General features: G+C 71.3%; 23 protein-coding genes and 1 pseudogene. 10 read left to right on the top strand and 14 right to left on the bottom strand.

What is annotated here, in order from left to right:
- The 3 genes and pseudogenes from ACWD0F_RS15015 to sigE all read right to left on the bottom strand — a co-directional run.
- A pseudogene (locus ACWD0F_RS15015) lies at nt 1-549 on the bottom strand (hypothetical protein); the annotation flags it as partial.
- A 167-nt stretch (nt 550-716) separates the two neighbouring features.
- Nucleotides 717-1,238: an anti-sigma factor family protein gene (locus ACWD0F_RS15010; protein WP_449875580.1), complete on the bottom strand. Its 522-nt coding sequence runs from the start codon at nt 1,236-1,238 to the stop codon at nt 717-719.
- Nucleotide 1,239: 1 nt separating this feature from the next.
- Nucleotides 1,240-1,872 (bottom strand): RNA polymerase sigma factor SigE, encoded by a 633-nt coding sequence (gene sigE, locus ACWD0F_RS15005; protein WP_449875578.1) that lies wholly within the window; start codon nt 1,870-1,872, stop codon nt 1,240-1,242.
- Between the two features lie 185 nt (nt 1,873-2,057).
- Between sigE and ACWD0F_RS15000 the strand changes: the two genes are divergently transcribed.
- The gene (locus ACWD0F_RS15000; RefSeq protein WP_449875576.1) at nt 2,058-2,696 is read left to right on the top strand and encodes an O-methyltransferase; all 639 of its coding nucleotides are present in this window, start codon (nt 2,058-2,060) and stop codon (nt 2,694-2,696) included.
- Between the two features lie 121 nt (nt 2,697-2,817).
- Here ACWD0F_RS15000 and ACWD0F_RS14995 read toward each other — a convergent pair whose 3' ends face one another.
- Nucleotides 2,818-4,227 carry a leucyl aminopeptidase gene (locus ACWD0F_RS14995; protein WP_449875574.1) on the bottom strand — a complete coding sequence of 470 codons (1,410 nt, stop codon included), beginning with the start codon at nt 4,225-4,227 and terminating at the stop codon, nt 2,818-2,820.
- 79 nt (nt 4,228-4,306) lie between these two features.
- Nucleotides 4,307-4,474 (bottom strand): DUF3117 domain-containing protein, encoded by a 168-nt coding sequence (locus tag ACWD0F_RS14990; RefSeq protein ID WP_020545024.1) that lies wholly within the window; start codon nt 4,472-4,474, stop codon nt 4,307-4,309.
- A 178-nt stretch (nt 4,475-4,652) separates the two neighbouring features.
- Here ACWD0F_RS14990 and ACWD0F_RS14985 point away from each other — a divergent pair, with 178 nt between their 5' ends.
- Genes ACWD0F_RS14985 through ACWD0F_RS14975 form a run of 3 tightly spaced genes read left to right on the top strand, consistent with a single transcriptional unit; the run spans nt 4,653 to nt 8,524 of the window.
- Complete coding sequence (locus ACWD0F_RS14985) at nt 4,653-5,429, top strand: PaaX family transcriptional regulator (protein ID WP_449875572.1); 777 nt, start codon at nt 4,653-4,655, stop codon at nt 5,427-5,429.
- Nucleotides 5,426-6,202 carry an enoyl-CoA hydratase-related protein gene (locus tag ACWD0F_RS14980; protein ID WP_449875571.1) on the top strand — a complete coding sequence of 259 codons (777 nt, stop codon included), beginning with the start codon at nt 5,426-5,428 and terminating at the stop codon, nt 6,200-6,202. The genes ACWD0F_RS14985 and ACWD0F_RS14980 overlap by 4 nt, the downstream gene beginning before the upstream one ends.
- 27 nt (nt 6,203-6,229) lie before the next feature.
- Nucleotides 6,230-8,524: a polysaccharide lyase 8 family protein gene (locus ACWD0F_RS14975; RefSeq protein ID WP_449875569.1), complete on the top strand. Its 2,295-nt coding sequence runs from the start codon at nt 6,230-6,232 to the stop codon at nt 8,522-8,524.
- Here the strand turns inward: ACWD0F_RS14975 and ACWD0F_RS14970 are convergent.
- The 6 genes from ACWD0F_RS14970 to ACWD0F_RS14945 form a co-directional block, all read right to left on the bottom strand.
- Nucleotides 8,484-9,002 (bottom strand): DNA-3-methyladenine glycosylase I, encoded by a 519-nt coding sequence (locus ACWD0F_RS14970; RefSeq protein WP_449875568.1) that lies wholly within the window; start codon nt 9,000-9,002, stop codon nt 8,484-8,486. The two genes, ACWD0F_RS14975 and ACWD0F_RS14970, sit on opposite strands and share 41 nt — an antisense overlap.
- A gap of 32 nt (nt 9,003-9,034) precedes the next feature.
- Entirely contained in the window at nt 9,035-9,829 is a 795-nt protein-coding gene (locus tag ACWD0F_RS14965; RefSeq protein WP_449875566.1) for a hypothetical protein, read from the bottom strand.
- A 114-nt stretch (nt 9,830-9,943) separates the two neighbouring features.
- The gene (locus ACWD0F_RS14960; protein ID WP_449875564.1) at nt 9,944-10,528 is read right to left on the bottom strand and encodes an LOG family protein; all 585 of its coding nucleotides are present in this window, start codon (nt 10,526-10,528) and stop codon (nt 9,944-9,946) included.
- 11 nt (nt 10,529-10,539) lie between these two features.
- Nucleotides 10,540-11,337, bottom strand: coding sequence for an LOG family protein (locus tag ACWD0F_RS14955; protein WP_449875562.1), 798 nt, complete (start codon nt 11,335-11,337; stop codon nt 10,540-10,542).
- Between the two features lie 228 nt (nt 11,338-11,565).
- Nucleotides 11,566-12,621 carry a succinyl-diaminopimelate desuccinylase gene (gene dapE / locus ACWD0F_RS14950; RefSeq protein WP_449875560.1) on the bottom strand — a complete coding sequence of 352 codons (1,056 nt, stop codon included), beginning with the start codon at nt 12,619-12,621 and terminating at the stop codon, nt 11,566-11,568.
- Nucleotides 12,621-13,454: a 2,3,4,5-tetrahydropyridine-2,6-dicarboxylate N-succinyltransferase gene (locus ACWD0F_RS14945; RefSeq protein ID WP_449875558.1), complete on the bottom strand. Its 834-nt coding sequence runs from the start codon at nt 13,452-13,454 to the stop codon at nt 12,621-12,623. The genes dapE and ACWD0F_RS14945 overlap by 1 nt, the downstream gene beginning before the upstream one ends.
- 37 nt (nt 13,455-13,491) lie before the next feature.
- Between ACWD0F_RS14945 and ACWD0F_RS14940 the strand changes: the two genes are divergently transcribed.
- Nucleotides 13,492-14,310: a hypothetical protein gene (locus ACWD0F_RS14940; protein WP_449875556.1), complete on the top strand. Its 819-nt coding sequence runs from the start codon at nt 13,492-13,494 to the stop codon at nt 14,308-14,310.
- A 4-nt stretch (nt 14,311-14,314) separates the two neighbouring features.
- Here ACWD0F_RS14940 and ACWD0F_RS14935 read toward each other — a convergent pair whose 3' ends face one another.
- The 3 genes from ACWD0F_RS14935 to fdxA form a co-directional block, all read right to left on the bottom strand.
- A complete protein-coding gene (locus ACWD0F_RS14935) occupies nt 14,315-14,974 on the bottom strand; it encodes a DUF4178 domain-containing protein (RefSeq protein ID WP_449875554.1) in 660 nt (219 codons plus the stop codon).
- A 92-nt stretch (nt 14,975-15,066) separates the two neighbouring features.
- Entirely contained in the window at nt 15,067-16,137 is a 1,071-nt protein-coding gene (gene dapC, locus ACWD0F_RS14930; protein WP_449875552.1) for a succinyldiaminopimelate transaminase, read from the bottom strand.
- 103 nt (nt 16,138-16,240) lie between these two features.
- Nucleotides 16,241-16,567, bottom strand: a complete 327-nt coding sequence (fdxA, locus tag ACWD0F_RS14925) for a ferredoxin (protein ID WP_449875550.1) — start codon at nt 16,565-16,567, stop codon at nt 16,241-16,243.
- Between the two features lie 105 nt (nt 16,568-16,672).
- Between fdxA and ACWD0F_RS14920 the strand changes: the two genes are divergently transcribed.
- From ACWD0F_RS14920 to ACWD0F_RS14900, 5 genes are all read left to right on the top strand, one after another.
- Nucleotides 16,673-16,903: a putative acetyltransferase gene (locus ACWD0F_RS14920; RefSeq protein ID WP_449875548.1), complete on the top strand. Its 231-nt coding sequence runs from the start codon at nt 16,673-16,675 to the stop codon at nt 16,901-16,903.
- A gap of 17 nt (nt 16,904-16,920) precedes the next feature.
- On the top strand, nt 16,921-17,991 hold the full coding sequence (locus ACWD0F_RS14915; RefSeq protein ID WP_449875546.1) for an ABC transporter substrate-binding protein: 1,071 nt from the start codon (nt 16,921-16,923) through the stop codon (nt 17,989-17,991).
- 101 nt (nt 17,992-18,092) lie between these two features.
- Nucleotides 18,093-18,869, top strand: coding sequence for a class I SAM-dependent methyltransferase (locus tag ACWD0F_RS14910; RefSeq protein ID WP_449875544.1), 777 nt, complete (start codon nt 18,093-18,095; stop codon nt 18,867-18,869).
- Between the two features lie 112 nt (nt 18,870-18,981).
- Complete coding sequence (locus tag ACWD0F_RS14905) at nt 18,982-20,997, top strand: hypothetical protein (RefSeq protein ID WP_449875542.1); 2,016 nt, start codon at nt 18,982-18,984, stop codon at nt 20,995-20,997.
- 4 nt (nt 20,998-21,001) lie between these two features.
- Nucleotides 21,002-22,834 (top strand): UvrD-helicase domain-containing protein, encoded by a 1,833-nt coding sequence (locus ACWD0F_RS14900; RefSeq protein ID WP_449875540.1) that lies wholly within the window; start codon nt 21,002-21,004, stop codon nt 22,832-22,834.
- The last annotated feature ends 32 nt before the right edge of the window (nt 22,835-22,866 follow it).

Genomic DNA, 22,866 nt, shown 5'->3' with positions numbered 1-22,866 from the left:
GTCATAGGACCGCGCGCCGGACTCGGGGGCACCGAACGACGGGCCGTCATAGGACCGCGCGCCGGACTCGGGGGCACCGAACGACGGGCCGTCATAGGACCGCGCGCCGGACTCGGGGGCACCGAACGACGGGCCGTCATAAGGCCGCGCGCCGCTCTCGGGGGCACCGAGCGCATCGTAGGGACGCGCGCCTGAGGCGGTCTCGTAGGGCCGGGGGCCGGACCCGATCTCGTAGGGCCGGGGGCCGGACCCGGTCTCGTACGCGCGAGCGCCCGGGTCGGGAGCGCCGAAGGAGGGGAGGCCGTACTGGGGACCCGTCTGTACCGGGCCGCCCGGCACGCCGTACGAAGGGCCGCTCTCGTACGGCGACGCGCCCGGACCCGCGGAACGCCCTGACGGGTCGCCCCACGAGGAGCCGAACGCGGCCGGCGGCTCCGGTCGCCGGCCTGGCTGATCAGGCGAGTCATCAGCGGGCAGGAAGTCCGGCCGCCCCTGTGGCTCGGGGTAGTCCGACGGCGTGCGTCCTTCGGTGGGGCGCTCGTCGGTCATCTAATTCTCACCACTCCTTGGCTCGGCCACCGCAATCTTGGCTCGTGCGGTATACGAGGGCTATAAAGCCTTGGTCACGAAATCCCCGTGACAAAGCCCGAACCCAGATCGTATGCCCCACGCGCCGACGACTACGCCAACCCGGCCAAGCCCGGCATATCGGGATGTCAGGGTGTGGCCGTGGAAGGAGCAGGTGTGGGCGAGGTCCGAGCCTGCTGGAACAACTCCACAGGAGGCGCCGGGTTGTTCTGCCCGGCGCCGGTGGCCGCGAAGAAGGTGCCGAGCGCGACGGCCGCGGACACCATGCCGACGGCGACGTAGGCGGAGCGCCGCCTACCCCCGCGGCCAGGGCCCGAGACTCCGGTGGCGTCCCGGCGCGGGCGGTTGTCCAGAGGCGCGATGCTGTGGGGCCCAGGTATGGGCACTCCCCCGAACGTGCGCGACGGGAAAGGGCGCTCCCTCGGCGGCAGCGGCCCGCCCGGCTCCGCCATCCGGAGCAGGGACATGGTCAGGTCGGCGGGCATCACGGGACCTTCGAGCGAGCGCAGGCGCGACTTCAGCGCCCGCATCGACTCGACTTCGCGCCTGCAGTCAGCGCAAAAGGTCAGATGAGCCAGCGCGCGCTCACGTTCGGTGTGGTTGAGCTCACCGTCGACGAGCGCGGAAACGCGTTCTCCAAGATGGGCCATATCAGACTTCCTCCCCACGAATTACGGTCGGGGGGGATTGAAGATTACGGGGGGCCCGATGGTCGAGCGCCTCTCGCAACTGCGCCCGGCCACGGTGAATACGGCTTCGGACCGTCCCCAGCTTGACGCCGAGCGTGGCCGCGATCTCCTCGTAAGACAGGCCCTCGATGTCGCACAGCACGATCGCGGCCCGGAACTCGGGGGCGAGCGCGTCGAGGGCGGCCTGGATGTCGGGCTCCAGATGAGCGTCGTCGAACGCCTGCGCCGGCGACGGCTCACGACCGCGCAGGCGCTCCGCGGCGTCGTCGGCCAGCCCCTCGAACCTGATGCGCTGCTTGCGCCGCGCCATGTCGAGGAACAGGTTGGTGGTGATCCGGTGCAGCCACCCCTCGAACGTGCCCGGGGTGTAGCTGGACAGTGACCTGAAAACCCGGACGAAGACCTCCTGCGTGAGGTCCTCGGCATCGTGGACATTGCCGGTCAGCCGGTACGCCAGCCGATACACGCGTGCGGAGTGAGTCCGCACCACTTCCTCCCATGTGGGAGGCGTCCAGTCAGACGACACGGGAGTATCTGCCTGGTGGTCACTTTCGTCCACCAGAACTCCTCTCTCTGGGACCACAGCTACCGTCATAGTGCCTGGTTTTGTCCCTTCGTGCGCACTGCCTGCCTTCCGGACCGGCAAAGCCCGTTTAAACCTGCAACGCCTTGGGGCCCGCCTGAGTTCCCGTCCCGGCGTGTCTCCCCTAGGCTGCGATCGGTGCCAATCACGTGTATGACCTTCTGCGACAATCGCACGGAAGTGGGGGGAGGAGGCCGATGACCAGTCCGGTGGAGGCCACTCTGGCCTATGCGGAGCAGTTCCATCACGAGGATGAGACTCTGCACGCGGCGCGTCAGCGCGGGCTGGAGATGGGGGCCACGCCCATCCTTCCCGGCGGCGGGGCGGCCTTGTGCTTCCTCGCCACCGCGATCAACGCCAAGTCCGTGGTGGAGGTCGGCACGGGGTGCGGCGTCTCCGGGCTGTGGCTGCTGCGCGGCATGCGCGCCGACGGCACACTGACCAGCGTCGACGTCGAGCCGGAGCATCAGCGGCTGGCCAGGCAGGCGTTCGCGGAGGCCGGCTTCTCCGGCGGGCGGGTGCGGCTCATCTCGGGCCGCGCGCTCGACGTGCTGCCGCGGCTGTCCGACGGCGGCTACGACATGGTCTTCGCCGACGGCGCGAAGCACGAGTACGCCGACTATCTGGCCGAGGCCGTACGCCTGCTGCGGGTCGGCGGCATCGTGGCCTTCGACAACATGTTGTGGCACAACCGCGTCGCCGACCCCGCGCAGCGCGACACCGACACGGTGACGCTGCGCGAGGTGGGCAAGCTGGTGCAGTCGGACGATCGGCTGCGCTCGGTGCTCATGCCGCTGGGCGACGGGATGCTCGCCGCCGTCAAGACCGCCGACTAGCGGCTCCTGCGCGCGGCTGACCTACGTCCGGCGGCACCCGCACGGCTACGCGCGGGTGGCTCACTCCGGCGGCACCCGCACAACTACGCGCGGGTGACCCACTCCGGCGGCATTCCCACGGCTACGCGCGGGTGAGCCACTCCAGCAGCACCCGCACGCCGAACCCGGTGGCACCCTTGCTGAGGGTGCCCTCGTCGACCGTGCTGCGCCCGACCCCGGCGATGTCGAGGTGCGCCCATGGCCGCCCGCCCGTGAACTCCCGCAGGAACAGCGCCGCCGTGATCGAGCCCGCCCCGAAGCGGGACCCGGACTCGACGTTGGCCAGGTCGGCGATCGACGACTCCAGGGCGGGCGTGTAGTCCTCGATCAGCGGCATCCGCCACAGCCGGTCGTCACTGTCCCGCCCGGCGTCCACGAGCTGCTTGGCCAGCGCGTCGTCGGAGGCGTAGACGGCGCCCACGTTGCGGCCGAGGGCCACGCTGATCGCCCCGGTCAGGGTGGCGATGTCCACCACCGCGTCGGGGTCGAGCTCGGCGTCGGCGTAGGCGAGGGCGTCGGCCAGCACGAGCCGCCCCTCGGCGTCGGTGTTGAGCACCTCGACCGTGCGCCCGCCGTAGTGCACGATGACGTCGCTGGGCCGCTGCGCGGTGCCGGACGGCATGTTCTCGGCCGCGGCGATGAGGCCGGTGACGCGTACGGGCGCGCCCAGCTCGGCCAGCGCGCCGAGGACGGCGATCACGACGGCGCCGCCCGCCATGTCGGTCTTCTGCGTCTTCATGTTCTCGGTCGGCTTGAGCGACAGGCCGCCCGAGTCGAACGTGATGCCCTTGCCCACCAGCACGACGTGCCGGTCGGTGGGCTCGGCGGGCGTGTAGGAGAGCTGGATGAGCCTGGGCGGGCTGGCCGAGCCGCGCCCGACCGCGAGGATGCCGCCGAACCCGCCTGCCTGGAGCTGCTCCTCGTCCCACACGCGCACGGGCAGGCCGCGTTCGGCGGCCCGCTCGGCCAGCCAGGCGGGGTTCTTGACCGAGGAGGGCGTGTTGGCCAGGTCGCGGGCCAGCGCCACCGCCTGCGCCAGGGTCTGCGCGTAACGCACCCGCTCCTCGTCGCCGCCGGCGAACACCAGCGCCCGTACGGGCTTGCGCCCCGCGTCGCCGATCCTGAACGAGTAGGCCGCCAGCAGCGCCGCCTCGGCGAACGCCGCCTGGTCGCCCTCCGGCATCACCACGGTCAGCGTGTCGCGGCCCTTGACCTTGCGGGTCAGCGCGGCGGCTGCCTTGCGCAGGGCCCGCGGCGAACCGTCGCCCACGCCGTACAGCAACACCCGCCCCACGCCACCGGCCCGTGCCACGGGAACCTCGACGATCTCCCCCGCCGCTCCCTTGGCCTCGTAGTGGGCCAGCAGATCGGAGACCGGCAGGTGCAGCTCGACCGCGTGTGCGGGGCTGAGGCCGGAGGTGTAGGGGACGGCCAGCAACTCGGTGTCGTCGGGAACCTCGGCGACCACCGAAGCAGTGGTCTCTATCGGCACGGCGAATCTCTCCTCAGAAACGTCAGCGACCCTGGCGCCGGACTACGCCAGGGTCGTAGATCAAGTTGTCTCGGGGGCCTCAGCCGACGACGTTCTTCAACGCCTCGCCGAGCGCCTTTGCCTCGTCGGCGGAGATCTCCACGACGAGCCGGCCGCCACCCTCCAGGGGGACCCGCATGACAATGCCGCGCCCTTCCTTGGTGACCTCGAGCGGACCATCGCCGGTCCGCGGCTTCATCGCCGCCATGCGTGCATCCCTTCCTGCCTTGGGCTCCCGCGGCCCGCGATTTCCGACCTCCGTCGGGGTGGTCGGCGCATTCACGTCTTCTGTGATGTCCCATTCTCCCGCATCGAGAGCCCTCATGGGTAACGATCTCCTCCCAGAATGCGTTGTCCATGCAGGCGATGGCGGCCAAACTGGCTGTGTGCACGCTCGCGCCGCTCTGTTCGACCTCTATGGGGACCACCTGCGCTCGCGCAGTGGGCAGGCGTCCGTCGCCGCGCTCGTACGCCTCATGAAACCCCTGGAAATAGCCGCTCCCGCCGTGCGGACCGCGGTCTCCAGAATGGTGCGGCAAGGGTGGCTGCGGCCGCTCAGGCTGCCTCAGGGCGCCGGCTACGGGGTCACCCCGAAGTGCGTCAGGCGACTGGACGAGGCCGCGCTGAGAATTTACCGAGCCGGAACGCTGACCTGGCACGGCCGATGGCACCTGATCGTCTTCGAGCCGGTCAAGGAGCGTCCGCGCAGGGAGCGGCTGCGCGCCGATCTGACCTTTCTCGGCTACGCGTCGCTCTCCGAGACCACCTGGCTCGGCCCCCGCTCCTCGATCGAGCTGGACAACCTGCTCGAGGGCGAAGGGGTGCGGGCGGACAGGTTCGACTCCGCGCTGGAGGGCGACCCGAGGGAGCTCGTCGCGCGGGCGTGGGATCTGTCGGCCATCGGCGAGGCGTACGAGCACTGGCACGCCGAGGCTGTCACGCTGATCAGCACGCTGCCCGAGGCGGCGCCGGCCGACCAGGTCTTCGCCACCAGGAGCCGGCTCGTGCACGGCTGGCGCAACTTCCTGTTCCGCGACCCGGGCCTGCCGCCTGAGCTGCTGCCCGCGGGCTGGCCGGGCGAGAAGGCCAGGGCCTACTTCGAGCAGGAGGCCACCCGGCTGCTGCCCGCAGCCGCCGCGTTCGTCGACAGGGAGTTGCCTTGATCCGCTATGACGTGGCCGACGCCGTCGCCACCATCACGCTCGACCGCCCCGACGCGATGAACTCATTGACCGCCGAGCTCAAGCCGGCCCTCCTCGACGCGCTGCGCCGGGCGGCCGGCGACCCGGGGATCAGGGCCGTCCTGCTCACCGGCTCGGGGCGGGCCTTCTGCGCGGGCCAGGACCTGCGCCAGCACGCCGACAACCTGGAGGCGGGCCGCGGCCTGGCCGACACCGTGCGCACGCACTACAACCCCATCGTGGAGCTGATCACGACCATGCCCAAGCCGGTGGTGGCCGCGGTCAACGGCGTCGCGGCGGGCGCGGGCGCGTCCCTGGCGTTCGCCTGCGACCTGCGGATCGCCTCGGAGAAGGCGAAGTTCGCGCTGGCGTTCGCGGGCATCGGGCTGGCGCCCGACTCGGGCGCGTCGTGGACGCTGCAGCGCCTCGTCGGGCGTGGCCGGGCCACCGAGCTGATGCTGCTCGGCGAGCCGCTCGACGCGGCCCGCGCGCTGGAGCTGGGCCTGGTCACGCGGGTGGTCCCCGCCGACGACGTGCTCAAGACCGCCCAGGAGCTCGCCGTACGTCTGGCGCACGGCCCGACCCTCGCCTACGCCGCCACCAAGCGGGCGCTGGCCTACGCCGCGACGCATTCGCTGCCCGACTCGCTGGCCATGGAGGCCGACCTTCAGGACGAATGCGTCGCCACCCGCGACCACCTCGGCGCCACCGCCGCCTTCCTGGCCAAAGAACGACCGACGTTCAACGCAGAGTAATGACGGCGGCGGGGTACTCCTAGCGTCATGCACCACTCCGACGCCTCCCGCGGGCCGGCCGCGCCCGGCTGCGACGCCCCTCCCGCGAGCGCCGCGCACGACTTCGACGCCCTGCGCGCCACCGCCGCCGACCTGCTCACCGGGGGCGCGATCGACGTCTCCGACCCCGTCTACGCCAGGCCGCTGGCCCGGCTGAGCGACACGGCCGCCGCCTGGCTGGCCGGGGCCGAGCTCTCGCCGGCCGCGCTCTGGCCCGATCTGCCGCTGCCGGGGCGGCCGGGCAACGTCACGGGCAGTTACGGCCGCCTGCGGCTGATCGCCACGGCCTGGGCCACGCCGGGCGCCGCGCAGCACGGCGACGACGCCGTGGCGGCGACGGTGGTGTCGGCGCTCGACCTGCTCCACGAGCGGCACTACAACGAACGGCTCGCGGAGACGGGCAACTGGTGGTTCTGGGAGATCGGCACGCCCGCCGAGTTGTCGCGCACCTGCGTGCTGCTCGGCGACCGGCTCGACGACGGGCGACTGGCGGCCCATCTCGCGGCGATCGACCGGTTCTGCCCGGACGCCGACCGGCGGACGGGCCATCCCGAGGCATCAGAGAGCGGGGCGAACCGGGCCGACAAGGCCGCCATCGTGGCCTACCGCGGCGTGGCGGGACGCAGCGCGGAGAAGCTGGCGCTGGCCCGCGACGGGTTGTCGGACGTGCGCGACGGCGGACGGCACAGCGTGTTCGGCTACGCCGACTCGGGCGACGGCTTCTACCGCGACGGGTCGTTCATCCAGCACGGCGACGTGGCCTACACGGGCTCGTACGGGTTGTCGCTGATCACCGCGGTCGCCGGCACGATCGCCCTGCTCAGCGGGTCACCCTGGGCGGTGCGCGACTCCGGGCGGGTGATCCTCGACGCGGTCGAGGGCTCCTTCGCCCCGTTCGTCCACGACGGGCTGCTGATGGACACGGTCCGGGGGCGGGCGGCCACCCGGCAGACGTTCTCCGACAGCGTGGCCGGGCACGGACTGATCGGCGCGGTGCTGCTGCTCGCGCGGGGGGCGCCCGAGCCGTACGCGAGCCGGTTCGAGGAGCTGGCCAAGGGGTGGATCGAGCGTGGCACGGCCCGCCCCTACCTCGATCACGCGGACGTGCCCGAGACGCGGCGGGCGATCGCCGTCCTCGACGACAAGACGGTCGAGGCCGCGGCCGGGCCCGTCGGGCACTTCGTGTTCCCCTCGATGGACCGGACGGTGCACCGGCGGCCCTCCTGGTCCTTCGCCATCAGCCTCTCGTCACGGCGGGTCGCCGCCTACGAGGCCATCAACGGGGAGAACCTGCACGGCTGGTACACCGGTGACGGAATGACCTATCTCTACACGGACGACCTGGGCCAGTTCGGCGAGGACTTCTGGCCCACGGTGGACCCCTACCGGCTGCCCGGGATCACCGCCGACACCAGGAGGCGCGACGACCTGTCCTTCCGCGCCTACCGTCCCGCGAACGCGCTGGCCGGCGGCGCGGTGCTGGAGGGGCGCTACGGCGCCGCCGCCATGGAGCTGATCGGCGACGGCGGCAGCCTGCGGGCCCGCAAGTCGTGGTTCTGCCTGGACTCGGCCGTGGTGGCGCTGGGCAGCGGCGTGGGCGCCTTCGACGGCTACGGGGTCAGGACCGTGGTGGAGAGCCGTGCCACGGAGGCGGAGCCGTACCTGGGGGACGGCTGGGCGCATCTGCCGGGGGTCGGCGCCTACGTGGTGGAGGGGCTGCGCTGCGCCGTGGAGACGCGTACGGGCCGCTGGCGGGACGTCAACGCGGGCGACGACACCGCCGGCGCGACCGAGCCCGTCACGCGCCGCTACGTGACGCTCTGGATCGACCACGGCGTCAATCCCGTGGACTCCTCCTACGCCTACGTGGTGTTGCCGGGCGCCACCCGCGAGCGCGCGCGGGCCTTTCGCGGGTCGCGTCCCGTGCGGGTGCTGGCCAACACGCCGAGGGTGCACGCCGTGCAGGCGCGCAGCCTGTTCGCGGCCACGTTCTGGGCGGCGGGCGAGGCCGGGGGCGTGCGCGCGGACGCGCCGTGCGTGGTGCTGCTCCGCCGGGCCCGCCAGGGGATCCTGCTCGCCGTCGCCGACCCCAGCAGGACGGTGGAGACCGTGACGCTCACGCTGGACCGGCAGGCCCGCGGGATCATCAGGGCCGACGACACCGTGACCCTGCGGCCGGGCCGGCAGCCCGCCGTCACCGTCCGGCTCGGCGGCTCACTCGGGCGCACCCATGCGGCCGAGCTCAGCGTGTACGAGCCACGCAGCCCTCAATATGGTCGTTGACCAGCCCGATCGCCTGCATCAGCGCGTAGGCCGTGGTCGGGCCGACGAACTTGAAGCCGCGCTTCTTCAGCTCCTTGGCCAGCGCCTTGGAGCCCGGGGTGATCGCGGGCACGTCGGCCATCGTGCCCGGCACGGGCGCGTCCGGCTCGGCGTAGCGCCACACCAGCTCTGACAGGCCGTCCGGGAGCTCCTGGGCGGCCTTGGCGTTGCCGATGGCCGCCTCGATCTTGGCCCGGTTGCGGACGATGCCCGCGTCGCCGAGCAGGCGCTCCACGTCGTGCTCGGTGTAGGCGGCCACCTTGGGGATCGAGAAGCCGTCGAAGGCGGCGCGGAAGTTCTCCCGCTTGCGCAGGATCGTCAGCCAGGACAGGCCCGACTGGAACGCCTCCAGCGCCACGCGTTCGAAGACCTCGTCGTCGCCTTTGAGCGGGCGGCCCCATTCGTCGTCGTGATAAGCCACGTATGTCGGGTCTGTCATGCCGGCCCAGGTGCAGCGGATCGGCGGTTCGGTCACGTGCGTTCTTTTCCGTCCTTGCCGAGCGAGGCCCGCACGGGCTCCTCGGCGATGTTCGTGTCCTGCGGCTCGCCCGGCTCGGCCCCGTCGTCCTTGAGCCCGTCGTCCTTGAGCCCGTCGTCCTTGAGCCCGTCGTCCCTGAGCTCCGCCTGAGGCTCGTCGTCCGGCTTGGGCTCCTCGGCGTGCTCGCCGTCGCGGAGCTCAACCCCAGGCCCGTCTCCAGACGCGACTTCCGGGTCGGCGTCGAGCTCGGGCGCTTCGTGGCCGTCCTGCGCGGCGGCTGCCAGGCCGTCCTCCGACGGCACGCGCCAGTCCGGCTCCTCCGGCCGATGCCGCAGCGGGGCCACGTCGCCGTCCCAGGCCACCGAGGCCCCGCTCGACGTCATGGGGTCGCCCGACTCCGGCAGCTCCCGGGGCGCGGCCGGCGCCTCGGGCTCGTGGTCGGTGCGCAGCCCGGCGCCCGGGGCGGCGTAGACCTCCTGGCGCGCGTGCAGCCGGCTCGACAGCAGCTCGGAGAGCCGCTGCTCCAGCACCGCGATCCGGGTGTCACGCGCACTGATCGCGTTGGCGGCCCTGCGCAGGGTCTCGTCCACGCTCTGCGTGTGATAACCCACGAGATTGACCGGCAGCTGCAGCGCCATGAAGTCGACCGCCGAGAGCTGCCCGGCCTCCGGAAGGTCGAGAGGCGGCACATCGGGCGGGAACTCGGTCAGCTCACCGCCCCTACCGAGAGAGACCAACACCACGCAGGCCAAGATGGCGATGGCGGCGATGGCGAGTATGACCAGCACATTGGCATCGTACTCATACCATCGAGGCACGAGGTGCCGCACTTGCCCCGGCCAGTGCGCCACCGGGCTTCGCGGAGGGGACGATCGTGCTGGTCACAGGGCACGCGGGCGACCTCAGCCGACGGCCTCGCCGAGTTCGGCGACGCTGGGCTTGACCGGCTGGGCGCGCGCTTCGAGATAGGTGAACGCCTCCGCCACGCCCGTGCTCCACGAGATCGCGTCGAAGACGCCGGCCCGGGTGAAGCCCTGGTCGTACATGGAGGTGACGAGCGTCTTCAGCGGCTCGTACAGCCCCCAGGGGTCGAGGATCACCAACGGGCGGTCGTGGATGCCGAGCACCCGGGCCGTCCAGATCTCGAAGAGCTCCTCCAGGGTGCCGATGCCGCCGGGCAGCACCAGGAACGCGTCGGAACGGGCGTCCATGACGGCCTTGCGCTCGCGCATGCCGTCGGTGACGACCAGCTCGTCCGACTCCTCGTCCGCGATCTCGATGTCCACCAGGACCTGCGGGATCACCCCGATCGTGCGCCCACCGGCCGCGCGGGTGGCCGCGGTCACGGCTCCCATGCAGGAGACGGTGGCGCCGCCGCTCACCAGGGTGTGACCACGCTTGGCGAGCTCGGACCCCACCTCCGTGGCCAGGTCGAGGTATTTCTGGTCGATGTTCTGGCTTGAGGAGCAGAAGACGCAGATGTTCACGGTGGACAAGCCTATTGGGGCTCCGCGGGCTGGGCGGCGACGGCCGCCTCCTCTTCCTGCTCCTGCTGCGAACGGGCCCAGTCGGCGTCGACGATGATGCGCACGGCCTCGTCGACGTCGTCGGTGACGGTGATGAGTCCGAGGTCCTGGGGCGCGATCTTGCCCTGGTCGAGCAGCCGGCTCTTGATCCAGTCGAGCAGGCCGCCCCAGAAGTCCGAGCCCACCAGCACGACGGGGAAGGAGGTGACCTTGCGGGTCTGGACCAGCGTGAGCGCCTCGAAGAGCTCGTCGAGCGTGCCGAAGCCGCCGGGCAGCGCGATGAAGCCGCACGAGTATTTGACGAACATCGTCTTGCGGACGAAGAAGTAGCGGAACTCGATGCCGAGGTCGACGTAGTCGTTCATGCGCTGCTCGAACGGCAGCTCGATGCCGAGCCCGACCGACACCGCGCCCTCCACGTCGCGCGCGCCCCGGTTGGCGGCCTCCATGACGCCCGGCCCGCCACCCGTGATCACGGCGTAGCCCGCCTCGGCCAGTGACCGGCCCAGCGCGCGGCCCAGCGCGTAGTCGGGTGAGTCCTGCGTGGTGCGGGCCGAGCCGAAGACCGTCACCGCCGGGGGCAGCTCGGCGAGCTGGCCGAAGCCCTCCACGAACTCGGACTGGATGCGCAGCACCCGCCACGGGTCCGTGTGGACCCAGTCGGCCGACCCCTGACGCTCCAGCAGGCGCTGATCGTGGGTGGAGGTGGGCACGAAGCGCCCGCGCACGACGGCCTGTCCCTGGCGGCGTTCTCGACGTGACTGTTCCATGGGGATCACGCTAGTCCTCTTCTCCGGCGGTCGCGTGCTTTCCGCCGCAGGCGGAGATCGCTGGTCCCGGGGCGCGAAATCCCTGGTCAGCCGGGCAGATCGAGGTTCTCAAAAATCTTGAAAGAAGCAGGGAACCGAATTTCGACCCCCCTACGTCTAACTGCCGAGGGTGCTGCTCGGGACTGAAAGTGGCTTTCCCCGCCAAATGGCCGGCGCGGAAAGCCACTTTCATGTGGTGAGCCAGTCCAGCATCGCCCGCTCGCTCTCGACGATCTTCGTCAGCGACACGTACTCCCCCTGCTGGTGCGCCAGATTCGGATCTCCCGGGCCGTAGTTCACGGCCGGCACTCCCAGCGCGGCGAAGCGGGCGACGTCCGTCCAGCCCAGCTTGGCACGCGGGGTGCCGCCGACGGCCTCGGTGAACGCCGCCGCCACCGGATGCGTCAGTCCCGGCCTGGCCCCGGGGGCCGCGTCGACGAAGGCCACCTTGAAGCCGTCGAACACCTCGCGTACGTGCTCCTGCGCCCCCTCGATCGTCAGGTCGGGCGCGAACCGGTAGTTGACGGTCACCACGCACAGGTCGGGGATGACGTTGCCGGCCACCCCGCCGCGCACGCCGACCGCGTTGAGCCCTTCGTGGTATTCGAGCCCGTCGACCACCGGCCGCCGCGCCTCATAGGCGTTGAGCCTGGCCAGCACCGGCTCGATCCCGTGGATGGCGTTGGCCCCGAACCACGAGCGCGCGCTGTGGGCCCGCTTGCCCAGCACGGTCACCTCGGCGCGCAGCGTGCCCTGGCAGCCGCCCTCGATCACGCCGTCGGTGGGCTCCATCAGCACCGCGAAGTCGGCGGCCAGCCGGCCGGGGTGATCCCGGGCGACGCGGGTGAGGCCGTTGCGCTCGGCCTCGATCTCCTCGCAGTCGTAGAAGACGTACGTCACGTCCTTGGTGGGCGCGGGCACGGTGGCCGCCAGCTTGAGCGCCACCGCCACGCCGGCCTTCATGTCGGAGGTGCCGCAGCCGTACAGCAGGTCGCCCTCGACCCTGCTGGGCAGGTTGCCCGCGAGGGGAACGGTGTCGAGGTGCCCGGCGATCAGCACGCGCTCGGGCCGGCCCAGATCGGTGCGGGCGACGATCGTCTCGCCGGATCTGTCCACCTTCAGGTGCGGCAGCGCGGACAGCGCCCGTTCGACCTCGTCGGCCAGCGCCCGCTCGGCGCCGCTCACCGACTCGATGTCCACGATCGCGGCGGTCAGCGCGCGTACGTCCTGTGTCAGGTCAACCATCAGGCATTCACTCCATGTTCGCGCAGCACCTCGTTGAGCGCCGCCTTGTCGTGCCGCTGCCCCGGCTCAAGATATTTGAGCACCAGCACGCACGGCAGGCCGAACGTGCCTCCGGGGAACTCCTTCTGCCGGGTGCCCCCGACGGCCACGCACCAGTCGGGGATCCGGCCGCGCGCCAGCTCCTCGCCCGTCCGCACGTCGATCACCGGGATCGACGCGGAAAGGATCGTTCCAGCGCCGACGACCGCGCCACGGCCGACCCTGGCGCCTTCGACGATCATCGCCCGGCTGCCGATCAGCGCCTCGTCCTCCACGACGACCGGCACGGCGTTGGGCGGCTCCAGGACGCCACCGATGCCCACCCCGCCGGACAGGTGCACGTTCTTCCCGATCTGGGCGCAGGAACCGACGGTGGCCCAGGTGTCCACCATCGTGCCGGAGTCGACGTACGCGCCGATGTTGGTGAACGACGGCATCAGCACCACGCCCGGCGCGAGGTAGGAGCCCCAGCGGGCGATCGCCCCCGGCACCACCCGCACCCCGTCCAGGGAGCTCTTCAGCGGAATCCGGTCGTGCTGGTGGAAATCGCCCACCTGCGAGCGCGCCATGCCGAGCACCTTGAAGCTGAGCAGGATCGCCCGTTTGGCGCGCTCGTCCACGACCACCTCGCCGCCGACCAGGCGTGCGGCCCTCGCCTCGCCCGTGTCGATCAGGTCGACCGCGGTCACGACCAGATGCCGCGCATCGACGTCGGCCGGCGACAATTCGGCGCGGCGCTCCCACAGCTCGTCCACCACCGGGGATATCGGTGAGGAGGTGCTCACGTGACTCATGGCCACGGAGCCTATCCGGCCGGGTAGGTTTTTCAGGGTGCGCCTGCGCTTCTCCCGTGGAGTCATCACCATCGCGATCATCGTCATCGTGCTCGCCGTGGGCATCTCCGTGGGCCTCTACCACCTGCTGACGCGGGCCACCCCGCTGGTCGTCCCGGAGGCGCACTGCACCGTGCGCACCACCGGCGGCGTCCGCGACCTCGATCCCGAGCAGGCGCAGATCTCGGCCACCATCGCCGCCGTGGCGGCGCGGCGCGGGCTGCCCGAACGGGCCGTGGTGATCGCCTACGCCACCGCGATCCAGGAGTCCAAGCTCTCCAACCTCGACTACGGCGACCGCGACTCGGTCGGCGTGTTCCAGCAGCGCGAGTCGCAGGGCTGGGGCAAGAAGAAACAGCTCATGGATCCCGTCTACGCCACCAACAAGTTCTTCGCCGCCCTGGTCAAGGTGAAGAACTACCGCAAGATCCCGCTGGCGGAGGCGGCCCAGGCCGTGCAGCGCTCGGCGGGCGGCTACGCCTACGCCCCGCACGAGGAGGAGGCCAAGATCCTGGCCGCCGCCTTCACCGGCCGCGAGCCCCAGGCCGTCCACTGCTGGTATCCGCCGGGCGAGGCGACCCCGGCGCCGCAACCCAGGGCGACCGAGGCGCGCAAGCAGCTCGCCAGGGCGCTCGGGAGCTCGGCCATCACCACCAAGAAGCGCGGATGGCTGGTCGCCGCGTGGTCGGTCGCCCACGCCGAGAAGTACGCCCTGCGCCGCGTCGGCTACGCCGGAGCCACCTGGTCCAACGACGTCAAGCTCGACGGCTGGCAGGCGGGCGGCACGTCGGGCACCACCCGCGTCGAGCTCTCCTGACGGGTCACGAGGCGCGGCGGACGATGGCGATCGAGCCGGGCGGGAGCGGCTGGGCGTAACTGGCCGTCCAGGCGTTGCCCTGGATGCGTTCGAAGGACAGCAGCCGGCCGTCGGCGGCGCGGTAGTCGGCGTAGTCGAGCAGCCCCCGGTCCGGAGTGCCGGTGTCGCCCTCGCTCCTGAACGCGGCCGTCCCCCGCTCGACGGGGAAGAACTCCACGCCCTCCATGATCAGCATGCTCTTGGCCGGCACCATGCCCTGGGTCGGCACGTCGGTCCAGAGCTGGACCTCCAGGTGCGGCGGCTCGCCCGCGTGCACCTCGACGGAGAGCCACTGGAGCCGGCGGACGGCGTCACGGAGCAGGAACTCGGTCCACTGCTGGCCCTGCCAGGAGACGTACATGGCGCCGAGCACACGGGCGGGCGATCCGTGCACCTCGATCCGGTCACCGACCCGGATCGTGCGGGGGTCGGTGTAGTCGGTGCCCGGATGTCCCGGCGGGCTGCTCACCGGCGCGGGCAACGGCATCTCGACGGGAGCTACCTCAACCGGCGGCGCGATCGTGCGGCCCTTCCTGTCCGACCGCAAGGTGGCCAGGAAGGCACCCAGCAGTAACAGGACGGTGGCGATGCTCAGCCCGAGTACGACCATGGAGGTCATGCTCATCGATCAGCTCGCTCCACTCGCGGTCTGCCTCGGCAAAAGCCCTTATCTATTTATGCGTTTCAAGCCTGTTCGGCTGGCTATGACGGGCGATCCTACTGGAGGCGCGCCACCGCCGCACCGATCCGCTCATCAGTGGCGGTGACGGCGATGCGGATGTGCCGCTCACCTGCCGCTCCATAAAACTCACCCGGCGCGACCAAAATCCCGATTTCGGAAAGCTTCGCCACCTGGTCCCAGGCGTTCTGCCCGTTCGACGCCCAGAAGTAGAGACCCGCCGTCGAGTGGTCGATGCTCCACCCCGCCCGCTCCAGCGCGGGACGCAGCAGGGCGCGGCGGCCGGCGTAGCGCTCGCGCTGCACGTCGGCGTGCTCGTCGTCGCCGAGCGCGGCCGCCATCGCGTCCTGCGTGGGCTTGGGCATGATCATGCCCGCGTGCTTGCGCGTCTCCAGCAGCCGCTTGACCAGGGCGGGGTCGCCCGTCACGAACCCGGCGCGGTAGCCCGCCAGGTTGGACCGCTTGGAGAGGGAGTGGACCGCGAGCAGCCCCTCGTGGGAGCCGCCGCAGACGTCGGGATGCAGGATCGAGATCGGCTGCTCTTCCCAGCCGAGCTCGATGTAGCACTCGTCGGATGCGACCACGGTGCCGCGCTCACGAGCCCAGGAGACCACCTTGCGCAGGTGCTCGGCGGGCAGCACCCGGCCCGTCGGGTTGCCGGGCGAGTTGACCCAGATGAGATCCACGTGCTCGGGACCGGCGGACAGCGTGCTGTCCGAGGCCGTGGCCACCGCGCCCGCCAGCCTGGCGCCCACGTCGTAGGTGGGGTAGGCCAGCTCGGGGAAGACCACCCGCCCCGCGCCCAGGTAGGTGGGCAGCCAGGCGACGAACTCCTTGGAACCGATCAGCGGGAGCACGTCCCGCTGATCGACGGTGACGCCGTGCCTGCGCCGCAGCCACCCCGCCGCCGCCTCGCGCAGCGCCTGGGTGCCGTGGGTCTGGGGGTAGCCGGGGCTGTTGGCCGCCCCCGCGAGCGCGTCCTGGACGATCTGCGGCACCGGGTCGACGGGCGTGCCGACCGAGAGGTCGACGATGCCGCCGGGGTGTGCCAGCGCACGCTCTTTGTACGGCTCCAGCCGATCCCAGGGAAAGTCGGGCAGGTTGTTCACGGTGCTCCAGGATGTCGCGGGGCCGTACTGAAGGCGCGGTGGGCACGCCGGCGGACCGGGCGCATCCGGCTTGATGCTCCCGTGTCCGGCGTGGCAGGACGCGCTACTGCTCCTCGGCCTGCGGTGGCAGCGCGGAGACCACCGGGTGGTCCTTCGCTATCTTTCCGACCTTCGAGGCGCCACCGGGCGAGCCGAGGTCCTCGAAGAAGTCGACGTTCGCCTTGTAGAAGTCCTTCCACTGCTCGGGAAGGTCGTCCTCATAGAAAATGGCCTCGACGGGGCATACAGGCTCACACGCGCCGCAGTCCACACACTCGTCGGGGTGGATGTAAAGCATGCGCTCGCCCTCGTAGATGCAATCGACGGGGCACTCCTCGATGCACGCCTTGTCCAGGACGTCCACGCAAGGCTGCGCGATGACGTAGGTCACCTCGAGCTCCTTCTTCTCCGCACCATGGCATGACTCTGACCGCGGTTTGCTACGCCCTAGTATTGCCGTGCTTGCCTGCTGGCCGAAACGGAGGGTGGCAAACTCGTGTCCGCACGCCTCGTCGTCAGCATCACTGTTCACGATATCGGCTCCCGTGTCACCACCAGGAGACGCGTGCCGGAAGGGTTCCGCGACGCCGTCGGGGTTCTCGTGTCGTGGCAGGACGGACTGCTCAAAGTCCGCAAAAGGGACGGCGTGCTGGTGGAGATCCCGGAAGAGACACTCGTGGCCGCCAAGGTCGTTCCGGCCGCGCCTCCTCGACCTGGGCGGACGTAGCAGTAAGTATTCGTTCTGTGACTGTACGCACCTGCGCCGCCGCAGCAGCCATCCTCGCCAGCGCCGGATGCGGCGCGTCATCCACGGAGTCCACCACCCCGGGGGCCAAGAACCTGCCGCCGATCAACGCCAAGGCCACGTCGATGAAGGCGGGGTTCGGCACGATGGACCGGCTCGCCGAGACCGCCAAGCAGGAGGGCGAGCTCAACGTCATCGCCCTGCCCCGCGAATGGGTCAACTACGGCGAGGTCATCGACGCCTTCGCCGACAAGTACGGGCTCAAGGTCAACGAGCTGGAGCCCGGCGCCAGCAGCAAACGGGAGCTCGACGTCGCCGCCCGGCTCAAGCCCGACGTGTTCGACCTGACCATGGACATGGCGGTCTACGGGGCCGACCGGTTCGCGCCGTACAAGGTGCAGGGCTGGCAGGACCTGCCCGACGACGTCAAGGACCCCTCAGGAGCCTGGTACGCCGCCTACGGCGGCTACATGTCCATCGGGTACGACCCGCGCGAGGTCAAGCCGCCCGCCTCCTTCGCCGACCTGCTCAAGCCCGAATTCCGCGTCGCGCTCGACGGCGACCCGCTGCGCTCGGCGGCGGCGTTCGACGGCGTGATGGCCGCCTCCATGCGCGGCGGCGTGCCCAGGCCGGAGCAGGGCGTCGACCTGTTCGCCAAGCTCAAGCAGGCGGGGCGGCTCACGGAGCCGGCCAAGGCCAACGTGATCGTCGCCTGGGACCACCTGAACGCGGCCCGCGGCGCCCGGCAGTCCGACGCCTGGAAGGTGACGATCCCGCGGGAGGCCGCGCTCGGCGGCTACCACGCGCAGGCGATCAACAAGGACGCGCCGCATCCGGCCGCGGCCCGGCTGTGGCAGGAGTTCCTGCTCTCCGACGAGGGCCAGAACCTGCTCCAGAAGGGGTACGCCCGGCCGGCCCGCGGCGAGGCGATGCTCATGAAGGGCACGCTCGACACCGAGCAGGCCGCCAAACTGCCCAAGGCGCCCGGTCCGCCGGTCCTCATGACGATTCCGCAGGCAGACGCGGCGAAGGCGTACCTGAGGAAGGAGTGGACCAAGAGCGTGGGATGAGTCCCTTGTGACTTGATATGTCGCAGGGACGTTGAGGCTCTAAAGTAATCGGACAGCACGGCCACGGGGGCCCGATGTCTGACGAATGAGAGCTGATCGTCTTGCGATATGACGCACCGAGTTTGGATCGGTGGAACAGTCGCGCCTACGACAGCAGCTTCGGCTACGTCTCCACGCAGGGCGCGCCACTGGTCGACCTGCTGGATCCGCACCCCGGAGACCGCGTGCTGGACCTGGGGTGCGGCACCGGGGTGCTGACCGCCCAGCTCGCCTTCCGAGGCGCGGACGTCCTCGGCATCGACGGCTCGGCCGCGATGATCGAGAAGGCGCTGGCGCAGTATCCCGGGATCGACTTCATCGTCGGCGACGGGCACGACTTCACCGTGGTGGACCCGTACGACGCGGTCTTCTCCAACGCCGCGCTGCACTGGATGATCCGCGATCCGGCCGCCGTGATCGCCAGCGTGCGGGAGGCGCTCAAGCCCGGCGGGCGCTTCGTCGCCGAGATGGGCGGGGCGGGCAACTGCGCCGAGCTGACCGCCGCGATGCTGACCGCCTGGCGGGAGTATGGCCTGCGTGAGCCCGACCTGCCCTGGTATTTTCCCACGCCCGCCGAGTACGCGAGCCGCCTGGAGCGGGAGGGCTTCGTGGTCAGGCTGCTCGAATACTTCGACCGGCCGACCTCGCTCGACGAGTGCCCCGGCGGGGCCGCCGACTGGGTGCGCATGTTCGCCGCCCCGGCCCTCGACGGGTTGCCACCGGAGATCGTGGAGCCCCTGCTCCGTCGGGTAAACGAGTTGGCCGCGCCCGCACTTCGCAGGGAGACTGGCTGGATGGCCGACTACGTGCGTCTACGCTTTGCCGCTGTTCGACGTTGATGGGTCGTGCGGGATGCGTAGGGCTGTTTTGCCGGACTATGGTCTGTTCCGTGGGCGGCGAGATTATGGCTGCACCGCTGCGGCGGCGTGAGGGGCTGGTGAACGGAACGGGATGAACTTCTGCCTGAGCGACCTCGTACCACCGTTGAGGTGGAGCGACGCGTCGACGATCACGCTACTCACCGGGCAGCCGGACCTGCCGGAGGCATGGTGGCGCAGCCTGCCCATGCCGCGGGTCCTGACCGCCATCGGCCCCGAGTCGCTGGGTGAGCTGCTGACGGAGATCGCCCTGGAACACTGGTCCGCCGCGGCCGTCGGCGACATCCTGCCGGCGCTGCACGTGCTCGATCCCGACGAGGCCGACGAGCCCGCCGTCGCGATCGCGCTCGACCGGGCCGGATCGTGGGCCGGGCTGCTGGCGCTGACCAGCAGGGAGCTGGTCGACCAGCCCTTCATCCAGGCTCGGCCGGTGCTCAACACGCTGTTCTCGGCGGTCCTGGTGCGGCTCGCGCTGCCGCGTGCCGAGACGCCCGGCGAGAGCGCCGCAATCGCGCCTCAGGAGGCCGCGGCGTTGTACGTGGACGCTCCCGAGGCGCACGCTCCCGAAGCCGCCGAGAAGGCGCCTGAGGCGCACGCGTCTGAGGCCGGCGAGCACGCGTCCGAGGCGCATGCTCCTGTGGTCGCCGAGGAGGCGCCTGAGGCCCATGCTCCTGAGGTCGCCGAGGAGGCGTCCGAGGCGCACGCATCTGAGGTCGATGAGGAGTTCGAGGCCGAGAGCGCCGAGCCGGTCCTGGACGCCGACGCCGAGCCCGTCTCGGAGGAGGCCCCCGAGCCCGTGCCCGTGCCCGTGCTGGACGCCGCCGAGGACGCCGCTCCCGAGCCGGCCGCCGAGGAGGCGGCCGCGCTGGAAGCAGCCGCTCTGAAGGCCGAGGGCGTAGGCGAGCCCGCCGAACCGGAGCCCTTCGAGGTCACCTCCCCAGAAGAGGAACACGAAGAGGAGCCCGGCGAGGAGCCCGTCGGCGAGTACATCGAAGAGGCCGCCGAGGCCGAGTTCGACACCGATGACGACGAGCCGGTCGACGACGAGCCGGTCGAGGTCGCCGGGGAGGCGCAGCGGCTTCCCGAGCTCATCGAGGCCGCGTTCGCCGGGCTGGACGACAAGAGCTGGGCCGTGGCCCAGAACCGGATCTTCACCGACCAGCCCTCCGCCGTCGACCAGCTCGCCAAGCTCTTCGCCGTCCCCCCGGCCGAGATCGCCGCCACCGAGGACGAGCTGCGTGCCCGCCTGGACCACTGGCTGGCCAGCGAGGAGGCGGCCCCGTACCGCGCCCACCTGGACGAGCTGCGCAGGACGCTGGGCCCCACGGCCCCCAGGGAGCAGCTCATCGGCGCGGCCGCCTGGCACAACGTGGAGATCCGCGCGCTGGAGGTGCCCGCCTGGCAGTTCGTGCTCGCGACCCTGCCGCCCCAGGCGCACCCCGAGCCGCATTCGGCCTTCGGTGAGGTGCGGCAAGCCCCTCCCCCGGGTCCCCCGCAGTTCCAGGCGTTCACCCCCGTCGCCGCACCGGCGCACGAGGGGAACGGGGGTTCGGGCGAGCAGCCGAAGGGCTACCAGCCGCTCAAGGACGTCTCCCAGACCAGGCGCTGCTTCCGGCAGCCGGACGGCAGGTGGTGGCTGCGCATCGACGTGACCGCCGAGCAACTGGCCGGCGGGGAGTGCGCGCTGCCGACGGGGTTCGCCTCGTACCTGGGCCTGTCCCCCGGTGAGAGCCGCACGGTCAGGAGCGCGGCCGGGGAGCTGACCATGACCTGGCACGGCAGGCCGGTGCTGGAGTCCGTCGAGCGCCTGCTCATGGACGTCGGCGCCCGCGAGGGCGGGCATCTGTTCCTGACGCTGTCGGATGAGGGCGTGCTGCGCGCCAGGCACCTCCCGGTCGCCGCCCAGGGAGCCGAGCAGATCACCAAGGCGCTGCGCCTGGTGGGCTACACGGCGCCGGGAGGCACCCGAGATCAGGCCGCCAGGGTGATCGCCACCAGGATCGGCCTGACTGGACCGGTCCGGCTGCCCGATCTGCTCGCCAGGCTCCGCGAACGCGGGGACCGCGACCTCCTCGAACTTCTGGACTGAGCAAGTGCCCCGGCTCGCGATCGGCCCCGAGTTCCCCAGGGAGCTCAGCGCACTGGCTCAGCCGGTGCGCAGGGACGCCGTGGTCGCGCTGCGCCGGTTCCTGCTGCACGTGTCCGGCGCCCCGCACCCGGAACGGGTCCGGGGCGGCCGGGACCCCCGGGTCGGGACGCTGCGCCTGGCCGACGGGCACCGGGGGGTGGTGGTGCGGCAGCGCGACCTCTACTGGCTGCGTACGGTGCTGCCCGACCCCGACGCCTGGTCGTACGCCCGGCGGCACAGGTTCGGCGTCAACTCCGTGATCGGCGTCGTCGAGGAGTGGGACGCCGAGTCCCTGGAGCGCGTCGAGCCCGCGCTGCGCAGGTCGGTCAGGTCGGCGGGCCTGTTCGACGCGATCTGCGACGGCGACCTGCTGGCGCTCGGCCTGGACGGGCACGCGCTGCCGCTGTTCCGGCTGATCACGACCGAGGCCGACGTGGCCGCGCTCGAACCCCTGCTGCCGCCCACCCAGCACGTCCCGCTCGCCGTGCTGGCCAGGGGCGGATCGCTGGCGGAGGCGTGGCGCGAGCTGGACGCCTGGCGCGCCTCCGGCGAGGAGACCGGGCCGATCGACCCGGACGATCTGCACGCGGCGCTGCGGCGCAGCCCCGACCGCGCGGCCTTCGTGGCCGACAAGATCGAGCTCGACCGGGTGCTGGGGGCGCCGGCCTGGTGCACGTTCCCGTACCCGCCGCAACACCGGCTGGCCAGGGCCGCCCGCTACGAGCAGCCGGTGCTGGTCGTGGGCGGGGCCGGCACCGGCAAGACGGTCACGGCCCTGCACCGCGCCGCCCACCTGGCCGCGCACGGCGCCGGCCCCGTGCTGCTCGTGACGTTCTCGCAGAGCCTGGCCGAGGAGCTGGGGGCGCGGCTGGACGTCCTGATCGAGGACGAGGTGGTCCGCAAGCGGATCGAGGTGGACAACCCCGAGCGCCTGGCCATGCGGATCGTGACCGACGCCGAGGGCGGCCGGCCCGCGCTGGTGGGCGAGGGGGCGCGGTCGCTGGCCCAGGTGACCGACGACGCGCTCAGGTTGCTCTCCATCGCGACAGGTGGTCTGCTCGACGACGTGGAGCCGGGGCACAAGCCGTACCGTCATATCGTGGTGGACGAGGCGCAGGACGTGAGTTCCGCGCAGTGGCGGTTGTTGCGGGCGGCGGCGCCGCGCGCGCACGACGATCTGTTCGTCGTCGGCGATCCGCACCAGCGGGTCACGGACACGCGGGTGGCGCTGGGCGCCGTCGGCATCCCCGCCTCCCAGCACACGCTCAAGCTCTCCTACCGCCTGCCCCAGGAGTTGCTGTCCTTCACGGTACGGCTGCGCGGCGGCGGCCCGGCGCCCGGCCTCGTCAGGGGCTCGACCGAGATGTCCGGCTTCCACGCCACACGCAACGGTGAGCGGCCGATGATCCGGGCGTACGACAGCCCGGAGGCGGAGCTGGCCGGGCTGCGCGGCACGATCGAGTCGTGGCTGGCGGACGGCGTGCCGGCCGCCGAGATCGCCGTCGGCGCCCGCCATCCGCGGCTCGTCCGCGCGGCCCGCCAGACCTTGATCGGCCTGGACGTGCGGACCTCGACGTTCCAGCATCTGAAGGGCCATGAGTTCGAGCGGGTGGCGCTCATCGGCGTGGCGGAGGGCGTGGTGCCCGAGCTTTCGCCGGACGAGCCCTCGGAAGATCTCGACATTCGAGCTCGTGCGCTGCAACGCGAACGGAGCATACTGTTCGTCGCCTGCACCCGCGCGCGTGCGATGCTCTATATCTCCCATTCCGGAAGAGGCAGCCCGTTTTTACCACTCTGATCACATAGTCTGAACTGCGGATATCTTCCCTT

The organism is Nonomuraea sp. NPDC002799, assembly GCF_053592075.1.
This window is presented reverse-complemented; position numbering and strand designations above follow the sequence as displayed.